Below are 20,249 nucleotides of genomic sequence, written 5' to 3'. Positions count from 1 at the left end.
ATGAAGCCTTCTATCGTCGCTAAACTGGAAGCTCTGCACGAGCGCCATGAAGAAGTCCAGGCGCTGCTCGGTGATGCCGGGACCATTGCCGACCAGGAACGTTTTCGCGCGCTGTCGCGTGAATACGCGCAGTTAAGTGATGTTTCAAAATGCTTTACCGACTGGCGACAGGTCCAGGAAGATATCGAAACCGCGCAGATGATGCTCGACGATCCTGAGATGCGCGAGATGGCGCAGGAAGAGTTACAGGATGCGAAAGCGCGTTCAGAAGAGATGGAGCAGCAGCTTCAGGTGCTTCTGCTGCCGAAAGATCCGGATGATGAGCGTAACGCCTTTGTGGAAGTCCGCGCCGGTACCGGTGGCGACGAAGCGGCGCTGTTCGCCGGAGATCTGTTCCGTATGTACAGCCGGTATGCCGAATCCCGTCGCTGGCGCGTGGAGATCATGAGCGCCAACGAAGGCGAGCATGGCGGCTACAAAGAGGTTATCGCCAAGATCAGCGGCGACGGCGTGTACGGTCGTCTCAAGTTTGAATCCGGCGGTCACCGCGTGCAGCGCGTGCCTGCGACAGAATCTCAGGGACGCATTCATACGTCAGCCTGTACGGTGGCGGTGATGCCGGAGCTGCCGGAAGCGGAACTGCCGGATATCAACCCGGCAGATCTGCGCATCGACACCTTCCGCTCATCAGGGGCAGGTGGTCAGCACGTTAACACCACCGACTCCGCTATCCGTATTACTCACCTGCCCACCGGGATTGTGGTTGAGTGTCAGGATGAACGTTCCCAGCACAAGAACAAAGCTAAAGCGTTATCCGTGCTGGGCGCCCGTATCCACGCGGCGGAAATGGCGAAACGCCAGCAGGCGGAAGCCTCTACCCGCCGTAACCTGCTGGGCAGCGGCGATCGTAGCGACCGTAACCGTACCTATAACTTCCCGCAGGGTCGCGTAACCGACCATCGCATCAACCTGACGCTCTACCGTCTGGATGAGGCGATGGAAGGCAAGCTCGATATGCTGATTGAGCCTATCGTGCAGGAATACCAGGCCGACCAGCTGGCGGCACTATCCGAGCAGGATTAATGGATTTTCAGCGCTGGTTACGCCATGCCGCCAGTGAGCTTTCTGCAAGTGAAAGCCCGAAGCGCGACGCCGAAATTCTGCTTGAGCATGTGACGGGTAAAGCCCGCACGTATCTTCTGGCTTTCGGCGAAACCGCTCTGACCGCTGAACAGCAATCGCAGCTGGAGGCGCTGCTTGCCCGCCGTAAAACCGGCGAGCCGGTGGCGCATCTGGTTGGCGAACGCGAGTTCTGGTCACTTCCGCTGTACGTTTCAGCGGCCACGCTGATCCCGCGCCCGGACACCGAGTGTCTGGTGGAGCAGGCGCTGGCGCGGTTACCGGCGCAGCCGTGTCAGATCCTCGATCTCGGTACTGGCACCGGCGCGATTGCGCTGGCGCTTGCCAGCGAGCGACCGGACTGCACCGTGACGGCGGTAGACGTGATGCCTGATGCGGTCGCCCTCGCGCGGCGCAACGTTGAACGGCTGGGGCTGAACAATGTTTCCGTTCTGCAAAGCAGCTGGTTTGCCGCGCTTGAAAGCCGCATGTTTGAAATGATTGTCAGCAATCCGCCCTACATCGACGAAGACGATCCGCATCTCGCGCAGGGCGACGTGCGTTTTGAACCTTTGACCGCGCTGGTCGCTGCGAATCAGGGACTTGCGGATCTCGATCACATTGTGACAACGTCACGACAACATTTGCTTCCCGGTGGCTGGCTGCTGGTGGAACATGGCTGGACGCAGGGAGAGGCGGTGCGAGCGCTGTTTACGCGTGCCGGATACGCTGCCGTGGAAACCTGCCGGGATTACGGCGGCAATGAACGTCTGACGCTGGGGCAGTGGTCATGAGCCTGTTTACGCTGCTGATCTCCGTTCACCTGATTTCCGTTGCCCTGACCATTGGCTTTTTCATTGCCCGCTACTGGTGGCGCTACAGCAACAATCCGCTGATTAACGCCCGCTGGGTACGCATCGCCCCGCACTGTATCGACACGGTGCTGTTCCTTTCCGGAGCCGGGTTAATGTGGAAAACCGGCTATCTGCCATTTACTGATAAAGGCGCATGGCTGACTGAAAAGCTGTTTGGCGTTATCATCTACATCGTTTTGGGTTTTATCGCGCTTGGGCGTCATCGTCCGCGCAGCCAGCAGACAGGGTTTATCGCCTTTTTGCTGGGTCTGGTGGTGCTGTACATCATCATTAAACTCGCCACCACAAGAATACCGTTACTGGGGTAAGTCATGAGGTCCTTAGCCGATTTCGAATTTAACAAAGTGCCGCTCTGCGATGGTATGATCCTGATTTCAGAGATGATCCGCGACGATTTTACGTCACAGTACGTTTACGCTGAACTGGAGAATCTGGTCAGCCTGGCGCGCGAAGAGATCAATCAGGCACGTCCGCAGGACTGGCAATTAGAGAAGCTGATTGAGCTTTTCTACGGCGAATGGGGTTTCTGCGACACGCGAGGCGTGTACCGCCTGTCTGACGCACTGTGGCTGGACCAGGTGTTGAAAAATCGTCAGGGCAGCGCCGTCGCGTTGGGCGCCATTTTACTGTGGGTTGCGCACGAGCTGGATATTCCACTGGTGCCGGTCATTTTCCCGACGCAGATGATTTTGCGGGCGGAGTGGCTGGACGGTGAGATGTGGTTAATCAATCCGTTTAACGGCGACACGCTGGATGAGCATACGCTGGACGTCTGGCTGAAAGGCAACATCAGCCCGATAGCTGAGCTGTTCAATGAAGATCTCGATGAAGCCGATAACGCCGAAGTGATCCGCAAGCTCCTGGATACGCTGAAGTCTGCGCTGATGGAAGAGCGTCAGATGGAGCTGGCTCTGCGCGCAAGCGAAGTGCTGTTGCAGTTCAATCCGGAAGATCCGTACGAAATCCGCGACCGCGGCCTGATTTATGCGCAGCTCGACTGCGAGCACGTGGCGCTGAATGATTTGAATTATTTCGTCGAGCAATGTCCGGAAGACCCGATCAGCGAGATGATCCGCGCGCAGATTAACGCGATCGCGCATAAACACATTACACTGCATTAATCTTAATTCCGATTCACACCTGAATAAGGCGATCCTATGAAACAAAAAGTGGTTAGCATTGGTGATATCAACGTGGCAAACGACCTGCCGTTCGTACTGTTTGGCGGTATGAACGTTCTGGAATCCCGCGATCTCGCTATGCGCATCTGCGAACACTACGTGACCGTGACCCAAAAGCTGGGCATCCCGTACGTGTTTAAAGCCTCTTTTGACAAAGCCAACCGCTCCTCCATTCACTCCTACCGTGGCCCGGGCCTGGAAGAGGGGATGAAGATTTTCCAGGAGTTGAAACAGACGTTTGGCGTGAAAGTGATCACCGACGTGCACGAAGCGTCTCAGGCACAGCCCGTGGCTGATGTGGTAGACGTGATTCAGCTTCCGGCGTTCCTCGCTCGCCAGACTGACCTGGTAGAAGCGATGGCGAAAACCGGTGCCGTGATTAACGTGAAAAAACCGCAGTTCGTGAGCCCTGGCCAGATGGGTAACATCGTCGACAAGTTTATCGAAGGCGGTAACGACCAGGTGATCCTCTGCGACCGTGGTTCAAACTTCGGTTATGACAACCTGGTTGTAGATATGCTGGGCTTCAGCGTGATGAAGAACGTCTCTAACCAGTCTCCGGTGATTTTCGACGTGACCCACTCCCTGCAATGCCGCGACCCGTTTGGCGCCGCGTCTGGCGGGCGTCGTGCGCAGGTGACCGAACTGGCGCGCGCCGGTATGGCAACCGGCCTGGCGGGTCTGTTCATTGAAGCGCACCCGGATCCGGCTAACGCGAAATGCGACGGTCCATCCGCGCTGCCGCTGGATAAGCTGGAGCCGTTCCTGAAACAGATCAAAGCGATTGACGATCTGGTGAAGAGCTTCGACGAGCTGGATACCAGCAACTAATAAAAAAACCCGCTTCGGCGGGTTTTTCTTTGCCCGGCGGCGCTACGCTTGCGCGGGCCTATGGGTTTTGTAGGCCGGGTAAGCGCAGCGCCACCCGGCAAAAAAATTACGCAAATATCGTCATCAGATACGCAATAAACAGCGCCATATGCGCCGCGCCGTTCAGCACATTGGTGCGGCCGGTGGAGAAGGATATCTGGCACAGCAGCAAGGATGCCACCATCACAATCATCTCTGGCGCACCAAGCGCAAACTGCAATTCATTTCCCGTCATAAAGGCAATCAACGTCACCACCGGAACGGTAAGGGAGATGGTTGCCAGAACGGAGCCGAAGAACAGATTCATCGCCCGCTGCACCTGATTATTGAGCACCGCTTTCAGCGCTCCCAGGCCTTCTGGCGACAGGATCAACAGGGCCACCAGGAAACCGGTAAAGGCGACCGGCGCGTTCAGTTCAGTTAATAGCGCCTCCAGCGGGTTCGCATTCATCTTGGTGACCGCAATAACGGCAATCAGATGCACGATCAGCCAAACCGTATGCCACGCGCTGCTGTGCGCCGACGGCTTACCGTGATGCGGGTCATCGTCGTCGCCGTCGTCTTCATGCTCGTAAACAAACAGGCTCTGGTGCGTTTTGGTCTGGATCAGCAGGAACACGCCGTACATCGCCGCGGAAATCAGCGCCACCAGCAGCGCCTGGCCGGTGGTGAAATTTGCACCCGGCAGCGCCATCGGGAACACCAGCACAATAATCGCCAGCGGGAACAGGGCGATCAGGTACTGTTTAATGCCAAAGAGGTTCATGTACTGGGTGGCAAATTTGCGACCACCTAATAAAAGTGAAAAACCGACCAGGCCGCCGGTAACAATCATAATGATGGAGTAGAGCGTATCGCGCATTAGCGTTGGCGCGGCGTCGCCGGTGGCCATTAATGCGGAAATTAAACTGACTTCAAGAATCACAACCGAAAGGCTTAAAATTAATGACCCATACGGCTCTCCAAGACGGTGGGCTAAAACATCCGCATGGCGTACCACGCTAAATGCACTGGTTAAAATACCCACCAGAGCCAGAATATTGATCCCCACAACCACTGGCAATGACTGACTGCTTCCCCAGAAGAGCAGCACAGCCAGTGCCAGAACCGGGAAAATGAGAGAGGTCTCCTTGTGGCGGGTTTTTACCGCCTCGTGTGTTGCTGTCATGTGTTTCTCCAACAATGCAGGTGCTTGTAATTATAGATAGATTTTAAAGGTATTAAACTAACAGAAATCTGTTAAATACCCTGTATTTTTTACTTAATTTTACCCTTTATTATAATTTTTATGTCTGATGCTTATAATGCTTTATCTCTGTTAAATATTAGTTTAATAACAATGAATTGCATTTTTATATTGTTCATTTCTTTCTGTCGGGTGGCACCCTCGCTTATCGTCGTCCACACTTATCTTTTAGCCAAAAGAGAGGTTAACAATGCCATACAAATCGAAAAGCGAATTACCGGATAACGTGCAAAACGTATTGCCTGCCCACGCCCAGGATATCTACAAAGAAGCCTTTAACAGCGCCTGGGATCAGTACAAAGATAAAGAAGATCGCCGGGACGATGCCAGCCGTGAAGAGACGGCGCATAAGGTGGCCTGGGCCGCCGTGAAAAATGACTATGAGAAAGGAGACGATGATAAATGGCACAAAAAGAAATAGCCGCCAAATAACACGCTGCCTCCATTTTGACATTTCAGGCGGTTGACCTGCCGCTGTATTGCATCTGGCCCGCGAATTGCTTATCGTTGCTCAACTGCTGTTAAAATGAACAGCACAGAATGCCGGGAAGGCGAATTACAGATGTCGCAAGGAAGCATGCAGTGTCGGAGGTGGAATGTGTTAACGCGTGATTTCTTGATGAAGGCAGATTGTAAGACGGCATTTGGTGCTATTGAGGAATCGCTTCTGTGGTCGGCTGAACAACGTGCGGCGTCGCTTGCGGCAACGCTGGCCTGCCGCCCGGATGATGGCCCGGTCTGGATCTTTGGTTACGGCTCGCTGATGTGGAACCCGGCGCTCGAATTTGTTGAATCAGCAACCGGAACGCTGCCTGGGTGGCACCGCGCCTTTTGTTTGCGCCTGACCGCCGGACGTGGCAGCGCCTGTCAGCCAGGACGCATGCTTGCACTAAAAGAGGGCGGGCGCACCACGGGCGTGGCATACCGGCTGCCGGATACCACGCTGGAAGATGAGCTGACGCTGCTGTGGAAGCGCGAGATGATCACGGGCTGCTATATGCCCAGCTGGTGCAAGCTGGAACTGGATGACGGGCGCACCGTCAACGCGCTGGTGTTCATTATGGATCCGCGCCACCCGCTGTATGAAGCCGATACCCGAACCCAGGTGATTGCCCCGCTCATTGCCGCCGCCAGCGGACCGCTGGGCACTAACGCCCAGTATCTTTTCTCGCTAGATCAGGAGCTGACGCGTCTCGGCATGCAGGACGACTGTCTGAGTGAGCTGGTGGTGAAGGTAAAAGCGCTGCTGGAAGGGAACCCGCTCAGCAATACGCTGCGGCCGGGTTTTGCCTGATAATACGCCCGGCTGACCGGGCGTTTACGGTTATGCCGCCACGTAACTTACGGAATGTTCGAGCGACTGGCTGTGGCTGTCGATCAGCACATCCCAGGTGCCGGTGTAAGGCACCGTCAGCCAGGCCTTATCGTCCTGGACGGTAAGGATATCTGCCTGCGATTGCTTCTGTCCTTTTGTACTCATCAGATGGATGCGGCAACGCTCTGAGCAACGCACCACTACCGTATCCCCGCCAAACAGTTTCAGACTCGTTTTAACTCGTGCCATTTTATACCCCGTCGTTTTTGCCCATCCCGAGCGTGATGTTGTTCACAATTTACTCATTGCATAACACCAAAGGGGCAGGGGTGGGATGCTGATTTCGATCAAAAAATGGCGCAACGATTAAACAAAAATGACAAAATCCCTGAAACCTTTCAGCGGACGCGCGTTTACCCTGCTTAACGCGCGCCCGGGAAAAATTATATGCGGAAATGGCCAGCGGTCTCAGCAAGGTCGCCCGCCTGGCTTTGCAGCGCGCTGGCCGCCGCAGCAGACTGTACAACAAGTTCGGCGTTCTGCTGCACCATGCGATCCAGGTGAGTCACCGCGTGGTTAATCTCATGGATCCCTTTCATCTGCTCGCGGGTGGCAATGGATATTTCACGCATAATGCCTGACACGCTCCCGACGCTGGCGCGGATCTCATCCATGCTGTCGCCCGCAAGGTGCACAAACCGGGAGCCGGTTGCAACGCTTTCGGTGGTGGAATCAATAAGGGATTTGATCTCCTTCGCCGCCTGAGCACTGCGGCTGGCCAGGTTACGTACTTCCCCTGCAACGACCGCGAACCCACGGCCTTGCTCCCCGGCACGCGCCGCTTCCACCGAGGCGTTAAGCGCCAGAATATTGGTCTGGAAGGCGATGCCGTCAATGACGCTGGTGATATCGCCGATTTTCGCGGAAGCCAGTTCGATGGACTGCATGGTGCTGATGGCCTGAGCGACGACGTCGCCTCCGCGGGATGCGGCGGCAGAGGCCTTGATCGCCTGTTCGTTCGCTTCTGCTGCCGACTCGTTTGACTGCGTAACGGAGGCCGTGATCTCTTCCACGGCGCTGGCGGTTTCGCGAAGGCTTGATGCCGCCTGCTCGGTACGCCCGGAAAGATCCTGATTACCTGCCGCAATCTCATGCGCGGCGTTTTTCACTGAGGCGCTGGCATCACGCAGCTGGACCATCACCACAGAAAGCTTATCGCTGAAGGCGTTAAACGCCTGCGCAATTTGCGCCACTTCATCGCCCCCCTTATCCGGCAGACGCTGCGACAGATCGTTAGTACCGTTGGCAATGCTGTTCATCGCGTCACGGATACCGGACAGCCGCTTAAGCAGGCGGGCAATCAGGAGGTGCATGAGGGCTCCGCTCAGCAGGGCGAGGATCGCCAGAGACAGTGCAGATGCTTTTAGCAATGACCGCATCCCGGCGGTGGCATCGCCGTTATCGAGCGCCACAACCAGCAGCCAGTGCGTCCCCGGTACGGCGGTGGCCAGGAACGTTTTTTCGCGTCCGTTAAACGTTCCGTCAACCAGGTTGCCGCTTTTCAGGGTGGCAAAATCGGTCCCTTTGATCGTCTCCGTAAAAGGCTTAAGCGTCAGCGCAGGATCGCTGCCGGCAATAACGGTGCCGTTGCTGTCCAGAAGCAGTCCGCTGCTGGCCGGAGTCGGGTGAATACCGCGCACGTTAGCCACCACGCTGTCCATCGCCACATCGCCCGCCACCACCGCTTTCAGGGCGCCTTGCTCTTTAACCGGTACCGCGAACGTCACCACCAGTTTCCCGGTGCCCGCGTCCACATAGGGTGCAGTCACTACCGGGCCATCAGCGCTGACGGCCTGCTGATACCACGGGCGAAGGGTGGGATCGTAATCAGCGGGTACCCCGGTTGGGTCAGAAAATTTAGCCGTTTTGCTGGCATAACCCACGTAGACGTTGGTGAATCCACCCGCCAGCGCAAGCTGTTTAAACACCGGAACCGGATCGTCGCTGAGCGCGACTGGTTGCGCCGAGGTGATGACGGTCATTTTGCTGTTCACCCAGTCGGCAATCGCCATGTTGTGGCTGGCGCTGGTGCTAGTCAGAATATCGCGCTGCGACTGCTGATTATCCTGGCGCGTGACCTGAAAGTTAATAATGGTATTAAGAAGAAGGGCGACGACCAGACAGCCTGTCGTCGCGGCAATGATGCGGGCGCGAATGGATCTGAACATAAGTGTAATACCTGCTGTGTTGTTTCCATGCCTATCGGCAACGGTGCAGATAAACTTGATGCTGAAACCGCGTCCATAAGAAAATAATATTTTTAGCGGGTTATTATTAAAAAGTTAATACTTTATCGGCGGAAAGCGTCCATTCAGCCAGCTCCACCAGCGTACCAATTTCCACGCCATCAATCAGCGGCAGCCCGGTAATGCCGCGCCCGTCGGTACAGGTTTTGCACAGTTTGACCGCAACGTTTTGCGCGGTCAGGATCTCCAGCATTTGTTGAATGTTGTAGCCCTCTGCGGGTTTCTGCCCCTTCAGCCCGGCCGTGACGGCATCGGACATCAAAAAGAGGCGCAGCTCCAGCTCACTCTCCTTATCGCGCAGCGCGATTGCCAGGCGCAGGCTGTTAAAAAGGGATTCACTGCCGTAGGCCGCACCGTTGGCGACGATCACAATCTTCTGCATGTTGACTCCTGTTCTTTGAAAAGGCACGAATATTGCTTCTCGTACCGAAGAATACGTATCGGGGAGAGAAACGATGACGATAGTGGCTGGCAGTTCCCCTGGCGCAACCGAATGGTTCCAGCGTGCGAGAATGTTGCGCGAGGAACAGCTCGGCAGACTGGCGCAGCTGGGCGCACTGGTGAACGGCATCAGTCGACTGGTGCATATGCTACAGTGCGAGCGCGGTGCGTCAAATGTCTGGCTCTGCTCGCAGGGCAAATTGTACGCGCCTGAATGCAAGGCCAGCAGGGCCCTGGTGGATGAAAACCTCGCCGCATTGCACCTTCAGTTTAACGAACCGCTGCCGGGCAGCGCCCTGTGCGAACGTATTGCCAGCGCACTGCACGGCCTTGAGACGCTAACGGCGCTGCGTGATGGCGTTACAGGTCAATGCGTCACCGCGCCGCAGGCGATGGAACATTACAGCCGCATACTGCGACATTTGCTCAGTATCGTACCCCAACTCAGCGACAGCATTGACGATCCGCACATCGCGGGCCGATTTGTGGCCCTTTACAGCCTGATGCAGGGCAAAGAACTTGTGGGACAAGAGCGGGCGCTGGGGGCTATTGGTTTCACCCAGGGATTCTTTGACGATGAAACCCGCCAGCGGCTGGTGGATCGCATTGATGGCCAGCAGGCCTGCTTTGAGGTTTTTATCTCCCATTGCACTCCAGACGTGCAGGAGACGTTTATCCTCAACTGCCAGCCGGGTCTGGAGACTGAAAAACTCAGGCGTGAAGCGTGCACCCGCCAGCCTCCGGCAGATAACGGCGATACCGCCCTCAAATGGTTTGCCCTGCAAACCACGCGCCTTGAGCACCTGCGCACGCTGGAGGAGGTGGCAATTGCCGATCTGATGACGGCAGTTGAGGAGCGCCGCTATAGCGAAAACCTGCACGCAGACGATGAACACGACGATATCCTGGCGCGATTTCCGGATAAACCGCTGCTGCCGCTGGTGCGCCAGCAGGCGCGTGAAATTGAGCAACTCTCCCGTCAGCTTGCTTCCCTGCGCGACTCGCTGGAGGAGCGTAAGACCATCGATAAAGCCAAAAGCGTGCTGATGACGCACCAGAACATGAGCGAGGATCAGGCGTGGACCGCCCTGCGCAAAATGGCGATGGATAAAAACCAACGCATGGTAGATATCGCCCGTGCGCTGCTTACGGTGAAAAATCTGTGGAAGATACCCCCTGGGGAGTAGTTGCACAGTCAGTGGGCAATTTATGCCTGATTGAGGTGCGTAATACAGCGCTCTTCTTGCAGAAACCCCGTAACGCCGGGGATGAAAAGCTGGCATTACCTTTGCATTAACAGATTAACCATTTTCGACGATGCGCCAACGGCGGTGCATGCGTCTTCAGGATAAAGGCGTCCAGCGGTGCTTCAGCACCGTCGGGCGCTTTTTTTTGCCTTTTTTCAGGAGCAATTATGGCGGATTTGTCGAGACGGCGGTTATTGCAGGCCAGCATGCTGGCGAGTGGTGCGATGCTGTTGCCGGGTGTCATGCAGGCCGCATGGGCGGCGGGGTCAGATAAGCCGGAGCAGGATACCGTGCGTATCGGGTTTATCCCCCTGACCGACTGCGCGCCCGTGGTTATCGCGGCCCTGAAGGGGTTCGATAAAAAACACGGCATTACTATTGTGCCGACCAAAGAGGCGAGCTGGGCGGCGGTGCGCGACAAGCTGGTGGCGGGCGAGCTGGACGCTGCGCACATTCTTTACGGCCTGCTGTACGGTCTGGAGCTGGGTATCGCGGGCAAGCCGCAGCAGATGGCGAACCTGATGACCCTCAACCAGAACGGTCAGGCCATTACGCTCTCCAGCGATCTGGCGGAGAAGGGCGTTCGTGACCTCGACGGGCTGAAAAAGCTGATTGCGCAGCAGGCGCCGGGAACCTACACCTTCGCGCATACCTTCCCGACGGGAACGCACGCCATGTGGCTCTACTACTGGCTGGCCAGCGCGGGGATTAACCCGTTTGACGACGTGCGCACCGTGGTGGTGCCGCCGCCGCAGATGGTGATGAACATGCGCATTGGCAACATGGTCGGGTTTTGCGTCGGCGAGCCGTGGAACGCGCGGGCGATTAACGACCGAATCGGGTTTACCGCCGCCACGTCGCAGTCCATCTGGGCCGATCACCCGGAAAAGATCCTCGGCACCCGACGCGACTGGGTGGCGAAAAATCCGCACACCGCACGGGCGCTGGTGAGCGCCGTGATGGAAGCCGCGCGCTGGATCGAGGCGTCAGCGGAAAACAAACGCGAAACCGCGCAGATCCTCTCGCGCCGCGCCTGGCTCAACTGCAAGGAACAGTATCTCACCGGACGTATGCTGGGCGAGTACGACAACGGGGTCGGTCAGCGCTGGCAGGATGCGCACCCGATCCGTTTCTTCAACGAGGGTGCCGTGAGCTACCCGTATCTCTCAGACGGGATGTGGTTCTTAACCCAGTTCCGCCGCTGGGGCTTGCTCAACGCCGCGCCGGATTACGCGGGCATTGCACAGCGCATTAACCAGACCGCGGTCTGGCAGGATGCCGCGACCGCCGTGGGCGGCATGTCCACACCGTCATCACCGTATCGCAGCAGCACCCTGATGGACGGCACCGTCTGGAACGGCACCGATCCGGAAGGGTACGCCAACCGCTTCGCCATTCACCGTAAAGGGGCCTGAGTATGCAGCATCTGCAAAATACAAAACCACAAGAGACGTCAGAGAGCGGGGAAGTGATTGTCCTGCCTCCGCTACAGGTTCGCCGTCGTGCGCCAGCGTTTACGCGTCGGATGAATGATTTTTTACAGCGCGTCATCCCGGCGCTGCTCGGTCTCGGCCTGCTGGTGGTGCTCTGGCAGCTGGCAGCGATAAACAGTAAAGGCTTTCCGACGCCGCTCAGCACGCTCGATTCGGCCATGACCCTGTTTGCCGATCCGTTTTATCGCGACGGGCCAAACGATATGGGCATTGGCTGGAACGTGCTGGCGTCGTTGCAGCGCGTTGCCATCGGCTTCGGTCTGGCGGCGCTGGCGGGCATTCCGCTGGGCTTTTTGATTGGCCGCTTCACCTTTTTCTCCCGCATGTTCAACCCGCTGATCGCGCTCCTGCGTCCGGTCAGCCCGCTGGCCTGGCTGCCTATCGGCCTGCTGCTGTTCCAGAAAGCGGAGCCTGCATCGAGCTGGACCATTTTTATCTGCTCCATCTGGCCGATGGTGATCAACACCGCTGAAGGGGTACGCCGTATTCCGCAGGACTACCTCAACGTGGCCCGGGTGTTGCAACTCTCAGAGTGGACCATCATGCGCCGCATTCTTTTCCCCGCCGTGCTGCCTGCGGTGCTGACCGGGGTACGTCTTTCCATTGGCATTGCCTGGCTGGTGATTGTCGCCGCCGAGATGCTCACCGGAGGTTTAGGCATTGGATTCTGGATCTGGAATGAGTGGAACAACCTCAACGTCGAAAACATTCTCATCGCCATCGTCATCATTGGCGTGGTCGGGTTGCTGCTGGAGCAGGGGCTGATGCTGATCGCCCGTCGCTTTAGCTGGCAGGAAAAATAAGGAGTGAAGATGAAACCGTTAATTCAGGTCCAGGCCGTGAGCCAGCGTTTTTCCACCGCCAGCGGCGAGTTTCTGGCGCTGCAAAACGTCTCTTTTGATATCCACGAGGGCGAAACCGTCAGTCTGATTGGTCACTCCGGCTGCGGCAAGTCGACGCTGTTAAACCTGATCGCCGGGATCACGCTGCCGACGGAAGGCGGGCTGATTTGCGACAACCGCGAAATCGCCGGGCCGGGGCACGAGCGCGCGGTGGTGTTCCAGAACCATTCGCTGCTGCCGTGGCTGACCTGCTTCGACAACGTGGCGCTGGCGGTGGATCAGGTCTTCCGTCACACCATGAGTAAGGCCGAGCGCAAAGCGTGGATTGAGCACAACCTCGACCGGGTGAAGATGGGCCACGCGCTGCATAAGCGCCCCGGGGAGATCTCCGGCGGTATGAAGCAGCGCGTCGGGATTGCCCGGGCGCTGGCAATGAAGCCGAAAGTGCTGCTGATGGATGAGCCGTTTGGCGCGCTCGATGCGCTGACGCGTGCCCATCTTCAGGACTCGGTGATGCAGATCCAGCAGGCGTTGAACACCACCATCGTGCTCATCACCCACGACGTGGACGAGGCGGTACTGCTCTCTGACCGCGTACTGATGATGACCAACGGCCCGGCGGCCACCGTGGGTGAGATCCTGCGCGTCGATCTGCCGCGCCCGCGCAACAGGGTGCAGCTGGCGGATGACAGCCGCTATCACCACATGCGCCAGCAGATCCTCCATTTCCTCTACGAAAAACAGCCGAAAGCGGCGTAATGAGGGGGCACGATGCGACTGGTCATTATCGGTAATGGTATGGCGGCAACCCGGCTGATTGCGTCGCTCACCGGGCGTGTTCCCGGTCGTTTCGCTGTCACCGTCATCGGTGACGAGCCTGAGCAGGCGTACAACCGCATCCAGCTTTCACCGGTGCTGGGTGGTGAAAAGCAGGCGGAGCACATCTGTCTGCACGATGAAGACTGGTACACGGCACGAGGCGTGACGGTGCTGCGAGGAGAAAAGGCGCTCGCAGTAGACGTCAACGCGCGTGAAGTGCATACCTCTGCTCGCACGCTGGGCTGGGATGCGCTGGTGTTTGCCACCGGGTCTACCCCTGTAGTGCCGCCGATCCCCGGCGGCGATGCACCGCATGTGTTCACCTTTCGCACCCTGGCAGAGACCCGCGCCATCCAGAATATCTCCGGGCCGGCGGTAGTGCTGGGCGGCGGCGTACTCGGCGTGGAGGCAGCGGCAGCGCTGGCGCGAAACGGTGACAACGTCACGATTATCCATCGCGGCACGTGGCTGATGGAACAGCAGCTGGATCAGCAGGCGGGACTGCTGCTTGACGAGGCGCTGGCGAAGCGGGGCGTACGCTGTGAACTCGCCTCCGGCATCACGGCCATCGCTGACGATGCCGTGACGTTGCTCGACGGACGCCGCATCGCCGCCACGCGCGTGGTGCTGGCTACGGGTGTACAGCCCAACGTCGCGCTGGCAAAAGCCAGCGGCATTCGCTGCGCGCGCGGCATCGTGGTGGATCAGCAGATGCAAACCTCCGTGCCGGATATCTACGCCATCGGCGAGTGCTGCGAAATTGACGGCCAGACGTTTGGCCTGGTCGCCCCCTGTCTGGCGCAGGCGGATATTCTTGCCGCGCGGCTGGCCGGGGAGGTCACCGCGCCGTTTACCCTGACCGACAACGGCGTGCGCCTTAAGGTGACCGGCGTGGCGCTGTTCAGCCTCGGACGCGCGACGGCGCAGGCGGACGATGTGGTCTGGAGTTCATGGGACCCGCTGACCCGTCACTATCGACGTTTACTGATCCATCAGGGGGCGCTGGCTGGCGTGCTGCTGATGGGTGACTGCCGCAGCGCGGCAACCTTTACCGATTTACTGGCAACGGCTGCGCCCGCCCACGCGGACTGGCTGTTCGATCGTTTCACAACGCAACCGCATGTTGCAGGACAGAACGCTATGACAAAACCTACTCTGGTGGTGGTTGGGCACGGTATGGTCGGCCATCATTTCCTCGAAGACTGCGTTAACCGCAATTTGCATCAGCAGTATCAGATTATTGTTTTTGGCGAAGAGCGCTATGCCGCCTATGACCGCGTGCATCTGTCGGAATATTTTGGCGGACGCAGCGCGGACTCGCTCTCGCTGGTGGCGGGGGAGTTCTTTGCCGATAACGGCATTGAGCTGCGCCTCTCGCAGCAGATCGTCGCTATCGATCGTGATGCACACGTAGTGCGTACCGCCAGTGGCCATGAGACTCACTGGGACAAGCTGGTGCTGGCGACCGGCTCGTACCCGTTCGTACCACCCGTTCCGGGCAACGATCTGCCGGGTTGTTTTGTCTACCGCACCCTCGACGATCTGGACAACATTGCGGCCCATGCGGCAGGCTCTCGCCGCGGTGTGGTGATTGGCGGCGGCCTGCTGGGGCTGGAGGCGGCGAATGCGCTTAAGCAGCTCGGGCTGGAAACCCACGTGGTGGAGTTTGCGCCTAACCTGATGGCGGTGCAGCTCGACAGCGACGGCGCGGCAATGCTGCGTAAGAAAATTGAGGCGCTGGGCGTAGGGGTACACACCAGTAAATCGACGACGGAGATTGCCACCGCAGACGACGGGCTGGTGCTGCGCTTTGCCGATGGTGAACAGCTGGAAACGGACATGGTGGTCTTCTCTGCTGGTATTCGGCCGCAGGACGCGCTGGCGCGCAGCAGCGGGCTGGCTGTCGGCGAGCGCGGCGGGATCTGCATTGACGACGGCTGCCGGACCTCGGATCCGGATGTGCTTGCCATCGGTGAATGCGCGCTGTGGGAGGGGAAAATCTTTGGCCTGGTGGCACCGGGCTACCAGATGGCGCGCGTGGCCGCCGCTGTGCTGGCGGGTGAGGAGAAGCGCTTCACCGGCGCGGATATGAGTACCAAACTCAAGTTGCTGGGCGTGGATGTGGCGTCGTTTGGCGATGCCCACGGGCGCACGCCGGGCGCGCTGAGCTACCAGTGGACGCACGGGCCGCAGCAAATCTACAAAAAGATTGTGGTCAGCCACGACAGCAAAACCCTGCTGGGTGGCGTGCTGGTGGGCGATGCCAGCGAATACGCCACGCTGGTGCAGATGATGCTCAACGGCATCAGCCTGCCAAAAGAGCCGGAAACGCTGATCTTACCCGTATCGTCAGGCAGCGCGCCGAAAGCGCTGGGCGTGGCGGCGCTGCCGGAAAGCGCGCAGATCTGTTCGTGTCATAACGTCAGCAAAGGGGATATCTGCCAGGCGGTAAGCGCGGGTGCGACGGATATCGGCGCCATTAAGCAGTGCACCAAAGCCGCGACCGGCTGCGGAGGCTGTAGCGCGCTGGTGAAGCAGGTGATGGAGTTCCAGCTTGCAGCGCAGGGCGTGGAGGTGAAAAAGGATATCTGCGAACACTTCCCGTACTCGCGTCAGGAGATTTACCACCTGGTGCGCGTCAACCATATCCGCACCTTCGACCAGCTTATCAGCCGCTACGGTCAGGGGCACGGGTGCGAGATCTGTAAGCCGCTGGTGGGATCGGTATTGGCTTCCTGCTGGAACGAGTATCTGCTGAAACCGGCGCATCTGCCGTTGCAGGACACCAACGACCGCTATTTCGCCAATATTCAGAAGGACGGAACCTACTCCATCGTCCCGCGGATGCCTGCGGGTGAAGTGACCGCCGACGGGCTGATCGCCATCGGCCAGATCGCGAAACGCTATAGACTTTACAGCAAAATTACCGGCGGGCAGCGTATTGACCTGTTTGGCGCCACGCTCGAACAGTTGCCGGAAATCTGGCAGGCGCTGGTAGAGGCCGGGTTTGAGACCGGACATGCTTACGGGAAATCCCTGCGCACGGTGAAATCATGCGTCGGGTCGACCTGGTGCCGCTACGGCGTGCAGGATTCCACCGGCCTCGCGGTCAGGCTGGAGCACCGCTACAAGGGGCTGCGCGCGCCGCACAAAATCAAAATGGCGGTCTCCGGCTGTACCCGTGAGTGCGCAGAGGCGCAGAGCAAAGACGTAGGGGTGATTGCCACGGACAAAGGCTGGAACCTCTATCTGTGCGGCAACGGCGGGATGAAGCCGCGCCACGCGGATCTCTTCGCCAGCGATCTGGACGACGAAACGCTGATCCGCACCGTTGACCGTTTCCTGATGTTCTACATTCGCACGGCAGATCGTCTGCAACGCACCAGTACCTGGATGGATAACCTGGAAGGCGGCCTCGACTATCTACGCGAGGTGATCCTCAACGACAGCCTGGGGATCGCCCACGAGCTGGAGCAGGAGATGGCCCGGGTGGTGGAGACCTACCAGTGCGAATGGCAAACCACCCTTAACGATCCTGACCGCCTGGCGCTGTTCCGCACCGCGGTAAACGTCCCCGCCGCGGAGGGGAACAAGCGCTGGCAGGAAATTTGTAATATCGACGAGATCCCGGAGCAGGCGGGCATTGGCGCGCATCTTGGGCGCAAACCGATTGCGCTGTTCCGCTTTGGCAAAACCGTTTATGCCCTCGACGATCGGGAGCCGGGCAGCCGCGCGAACGTGCTTTCACGCGGCATCCTCGGCGATGCGGCGGGGGAACCGGTGGTGATCTCGCCGCTCTACAAGCAACGTATTCGTCTGCGCGACGGGTGTCAGGCTGAGAGCGGGGCGCCTGCGGTGCGTGCCTGGCCGGTAAAAATCGAAAACGGCAAGGTGTGGGTTGGAAATGAAGAGCTGGTGATGCGCGCGGAGGCCTCATGACGGAAACCCGGACAACGTGCCCTTACTGCGGGGTGGGCTGCGGCGTGGTCGCCAGCGCAGACGGTGAAAAGGTCAGCATTCGGGGGGATGAAACTCATCCGGCGAATTTCGGTCGTCTGTGCGTAAAAGGATCTGCCCTTGGGGAAACCACGGGGCTACAGGGACGCCTGCTGCGCACGGTTGTCGATGGCCGGGAGGTGGCATGGCCGCAGGCGCTGGGCGAAGCGGGCGAGCGGCTGCGGAACATCATCAACGAATGGGGGCCGCAGGCGGTGGCGTTTTATGCCTCCGGCCAGCTGTTGACCGAGGATTACTATGCCGCCAACAAGCTGATGAAAGGCTTTATCGGGGCGGCGAACATTGATACCAACTCGCGGCTGTGCATGTCATCGGCGGTGGTGGGCTACAAACGCGCCTTCGGTGAAGACGTGGTGCCGTGCAGCTACGAGGACGTGGAAAACAGCGATCTGGTGGTACTCGTTGGCTCGAACGCGGCCTGGACGCATCCGGTGCTGTATCAGCGGCTGGTGCAGGCAAAACACAACAATCCGCAGATGAAAGTGGTCGTGATCGATCCGCGTAAAACCGCCACCTGCGATATCGCCGATCTCCACCTCGCGCTCAGACCCGGCAGTGACGCCGGGCTGTTTGTGGGGTTGCTCAATCTGATTCAGGGGCGCGGCGAGTGGCCGATCCCTCGCGTGGCGGCGTTTTGCGATCTGCCTTCAGACGAGATTGGCACCTTCTACGACTGGTTTGTCACCGCGCCACGCGCGATCACGCTCTACACCATGGGGATCAACCAGTCCTCCAGCGGCAGCGACAAGTGCAACGCCATCATTAACGTGCATCTTGCCAGCGGGAAGTTCAACCGTCCTGGCTGCGGCCCGTTTTCGCTGACCGGACAGCCAAATGCCATGGGCGGGCGGGAAGTGGGGGGACTGGCGAACCAGCTGGCGGCGCACATGAACTTCGAGCCGGACGATCTCTCGCGCGTGGCGCGTTTCTGGGGAACGGAACGGCTGGCGCAGACCCCGGGCCTGATGGCGGTGGAACTGTTTGACGCTATTGCCCGCGGCGAGGTGAAGGCGGTGTGGATCATGGGTACCAACCCTGCCGTGTCACTTCCCGACAGCCACGCGGTGTGCCAGGCGCTGGCGGCCTGCCCGCTGGTCATGGTATCTGAGGTGATGCAGGAGACGGACACCAGCCGGTTTGCCCATATCCGTTTTCCCGCCCTGGGCTGGGGCGAGAAAAACGGCACGGTGACCAATTCAGAACGCCGTATCTCCCGCCAGCGCGCCTTTCTGCCTGCGCCGGGCGAGGCCAGACCGGACTGGTGGATCATCGCCCGGATCGCAGACCAGCTCGGTTATGGCGATGCCTTCGCCTGGGAACACCCTCAGGAGATATTTTGTGAACATGCGGCGCTAACGGCGTTTGAAAATAACGGCGAACGGGCGCTAAACCTGCGCGAACTGGCGTCGCTGTCACGAGAGGCGTGGGACGAGCTGGCGCCGTATCAGTGGCATGCCGGTGATTTCCCGCAAAGAACGCTTGTTCCGGTTGACCCCTCCCCGCATGGGGCAGGCGTCGACGAATTGTACCCCTTGATACTGAATACCGGGCGGATCCGCGATCAGTGGCACACCATGACGCGCACGGGGTATGTTCCGCGTCTGATGCAGCATATCGATGAGCCTTTTGTTGAGATGAACGCAACCGATGCGGCGCGCGCCGGGCTGACTGACGGCCAGCTGGCGCGGGTAAGCTCCCCGCGCGGAGTGATGGTTGCCAGAGTACGTATCTCCACCGCGCAGCGTGCAGGCGAGCTGTTTGCGCCGATGCACTGGAACGCGCAATTTGCCCGGCAGGGTAAGGTCAACGCGCTGGTGGAAGGGCGGGTTGATGCCGGGTCCGGCCAGCCGGAGAGTAAACAAACCGCGGTGAGGATCCTGCCCTGGCTACCCGCCTGGCAGGGTGAACTGTATGCCCGCGAGCTGCCAGCGCTGCCGCCGTCGGTCTGCTGGTGGCGTAAAGCCTCACGTCTGACGGTGGCGGGGGAGCAGCCGTTGCTGTCGTGGATCATGGCGTACGCCAGCGGTCGGGGCTGGCAGTTACAGGTGGCACAGACGGGAGAACGCAGCAGCGTGCTCGCCTGGCATCACGGTGAGCTGATGCTGGGCTACTGGGAGGGCCATACGCTGCCGGCGCTGGCGCATGCGTTTATTGAAGAAGCCTTTGCTGCTGCGCCCGTCCAACTTGCTGAACGCCATGCGCTGCTGCACGGGCAACGGCCGGACGAAGATGCCGATCCCGGGCGAATTATCTGTAGCTGCTTCAGCGTGGGTGAAAATACGATACGTAAGGCAATAGCCGGAGGCTGTGATTCTGCCCCAGCGCTGGGCGTGAAGCTGCGCTGCGGCACGAACTGTGGTTCCTGCGTGCCGGAGCTGAAAGCGCTGTTGGGATAATAGTGTAAGGGCGTCGGGGGGCGGCTTCGCACCGGTACGAATTTGTAGGTCGGGTAAGGCGAAGCCGCCACCCGACAAATCT

General features: G+C 58.9%; 17 protein-coding genes. 13 read left to right on the top strand and 4 right to left on the bottom strand.

Annotated features, from left to right (window positions below; translation table 11 throughout):
- The 5 genes from prfA to kdsA are packed head-to-tail and all read left to right on the top strand — an operon-like array spanning position 1 to position 4,006.
- On the top strand, positions 1-1,083 hold the full coding sequence (gene prfA, locus ACOTWU_RS07705) for a peptide chain release factor 1 (RefSeq protein ID WP_003856667.1): 1,083 nt from the start codon (positions 1-3) through the stop codon (positions 1,081-1,083).
- Entirely contained in the window at positions 1,083-1,913 is an 831-nt protein-coding gene (prmC, locus tag ACOTWU_RS07700) for a peptide chain release factor N(5)-glutamine methyltransferase (RefSeq protein WP_023303859.1), read from the top strand. The genes prfA and prmC overlap by 1 nt, the downstream gene beginning before the upstream one ends.
- Complete coding sequence (sirB2, locus tag ACOTWU_RS07695) at positions 1,910-2,302, top strand: invasion regulator SirB2 (RefSeq protein ID WP_023296762.1); 393 nt, start codon at positions 1,910-1,912, stop codon at positions 2,300-2,302. Before prmC ends, sirB2 begins: the two co-directional genes overlap by 4 nt.
- A gap of 3 nt (positions 2,303-2,305) precedes the next feature.
- A complete protein-coding gene (gene sirB1, locus ACOTWU_RS07690) occupies positions 2,306-3,115 on the top strand; it encodes an invasion regulator SirB1 (protein WP_006810913.1) in 810 nt (269 codons plus the stop codon).
- Positions 3,116-3,151: 36 nt separating this feature from the next.
- Positions 3,152-4,006, top strand: coding sequence for a 3-deoxy-8-phosphooctulonate synthase (gene kdsA / locus ACOTWU_RS07685; RefSeq protein WP_003856671.1), 855 nt, complete (start codon positions 3,152-3,154; stop codon positions 4,004-4,006).
- 106 nt (positions 4,007-4,112) lie between these two features.
- On the opposite strand, the gene chaA is transcribed toward kdsA, so the two are convergent.
- On the bottom strand, positions 4,113-5,213 hold the full coding sequence (gene chaA, locus ACOTWU_RS07680) for a sodium-potassium/proton antiporter ChaA (protein WP_003856672.1): 1,101 nt from the start codon (positions 5,211-5,213) through the stop codon (positions 4,113-4,115).
- A 268-nt stretch (positions 5,214-5,481) separates the two neighbouring features.
- On the opposite strand from chaA, the gene chaB reads away from it, so the two are divergent.
- Both chaB and ACOTWU_RS07670 read left to right on the top strand, forming a co-directional pair.
- Positions 5,482-5,712 (top strand): putative cation transport regulator ChaB, encoded by a 231-nt coding sequence (gene chaB, locus ACOTWU_RS07675; protein ID WP_003856674.1) that lies wholly within the window; start codon positions 5,482-5,484, stop codon positions 5,710-5,712.
- Between the two features lie 177 nt (positions 5,713-5,889).
- A complete protein-coding gene (locus tag ACOTWU_RS07670; protein ID WP_017384255.1) occupies positions 5,890-6,585 on the top strand; it encodes a gamma-glutamylcyclotransferase in 696 nt (231 codons plus the stop codon).
- Between the two features lie 30 nt (positions 6,586-6,615).
- Here the strand turns inward: ACOTWU_RS07670 and ACOTWU_RS07665 are convergent, their stop codons facing one another.
- The 3 genes from ACOTWU_RS07665 to ACOTWU_RS07655 form a co-directional block, all read right to left on the bottom strand.
- Positions 6,616-6,855, bottom strand: coding sequence for a hypothetical protein (locus ACOTWU_RS07665; protein WP_015570352.1), 240 nt, complete (start codon positions 6,853-6,855; stop codon positions 6,616-6,618).
- Between the two features lie 194 nt (positions 6,856-7,049).
- Entirely contained in the window at positions 7,050-8,834 is a 1,785-nt protein-coding gene (locus ACOTWU_RS07660; RefSeq protein WP_126498624.1) for a methyl-accepting chemotaxis protein, read from the bottom strand.
- A 106-nt stretch (positions 8,835-8,940) separates the two neighbouring features.
- Positions 8,941-9,294 (bottom strand): DsrE/DsrF/TusD sulfur relay family protein, encoded by a 354-nt coding sequence (locus tag ACOTWU_RS07655; RefSeq protein ID WP_017384253.1) that lies wholly within the window; start codon positions 9,292-9,294, stop codon positions 8,941-8,943.
- A gap of 73 nt (positions 9,295-9,367) precedes the next feature.
- Here ACOTWU_RS07655 and nasR point away from each other — a divergent pair, with 73 nt between their 5' ends.
- From nasR to ACOTWU_RS07625, 6 genes are all read left to right on the top strand, one after another.
- A complete protein-coding gene (gene nasR / locus ACOTWU_RS07650; protein WP_048974231.1) occupies positions 9,368-10,540 on the top strand; it encodes a nitrate regulatory protein NasR in 1,173 nt (390 codons plus the stop codon).
- 227 nt (positions 10,541-10,767) lie between these two features.
- Complete coding sequence (locus tag ACOTWU_RS07645) at positions 10,768-12,015, top strand: CmpA/NrtA family ABC transporter substrate-binding protein (protein ID WP_023296759.1); 1,248 nt, start codon at positions 10,768-10,770, stop codon at positions 12,013-12,015.
- A 2-nt stretch (positions 12,016-12,017) separates the two neighbouring features.
- Positions 12,018-12,896, top strand: a complete 879-nt coding sequence (gene ntrB, locus ACOTWU_RS07640) for a nitrate ABC transporter permease (RefSeq protein WP_032671624.1) — start codon at positions 12,018-12,020, stop codon at positions 12,894-12,896.
- Between the two features lie 9 nt (positions 12,897-12,905).
- Positions 12,906-13,694 carry an ABC transporter ATP-binding protein gene (locus tag ACOTWU_RS07635; protein ID WP_220719441.1) on the top strand — a complete coding sequence of 263 codons (789 nt, stop codon included), beginning with the start codon at positions 12,906-12,908 and terminating at the stop codon, positions 13,692-13,694.
- 12 nt (positions 13,695-13,706) lie between these two features.
- Complete coding sequence (gene nirB, locus ACOTWU_RS07630) at positions 13,707-17,693, top strand: nitrite reductase large subunit NirB (protein WP_126498622.1); 3,987 nt, start codon at positions 13,707-13,709, stop codon at positions 17,691-17,693.
- Entirely contained in the window at positions 17,690-20,167 is a 2,478-nt protein-coding gene (locus ACOTWU_RS07625; protein ID WP_126498621.1) for a nitrate reductase, read from the top strand. The genes nirB and ACOTWU_RS07625 overlap by 4 nt, the downstream gene beginning before the upstream one ends.
- Positions 20,168-20,249 lie beyond the last annotated feature (82 nt).

Source organism: Enterobacter cloacae complex sp. GYL001 (assembly GCF_049237125.1).
GTDB lineage: Bacteria > Pseudomonadota > Gammaproteobacteria > Enterobacterales > Enterobacteriaceae > Enterobacter > Enterobacter hormaechei_C.
This window is presented reverse-complemented; position numbering and strand designations above follow the sequence as displayed.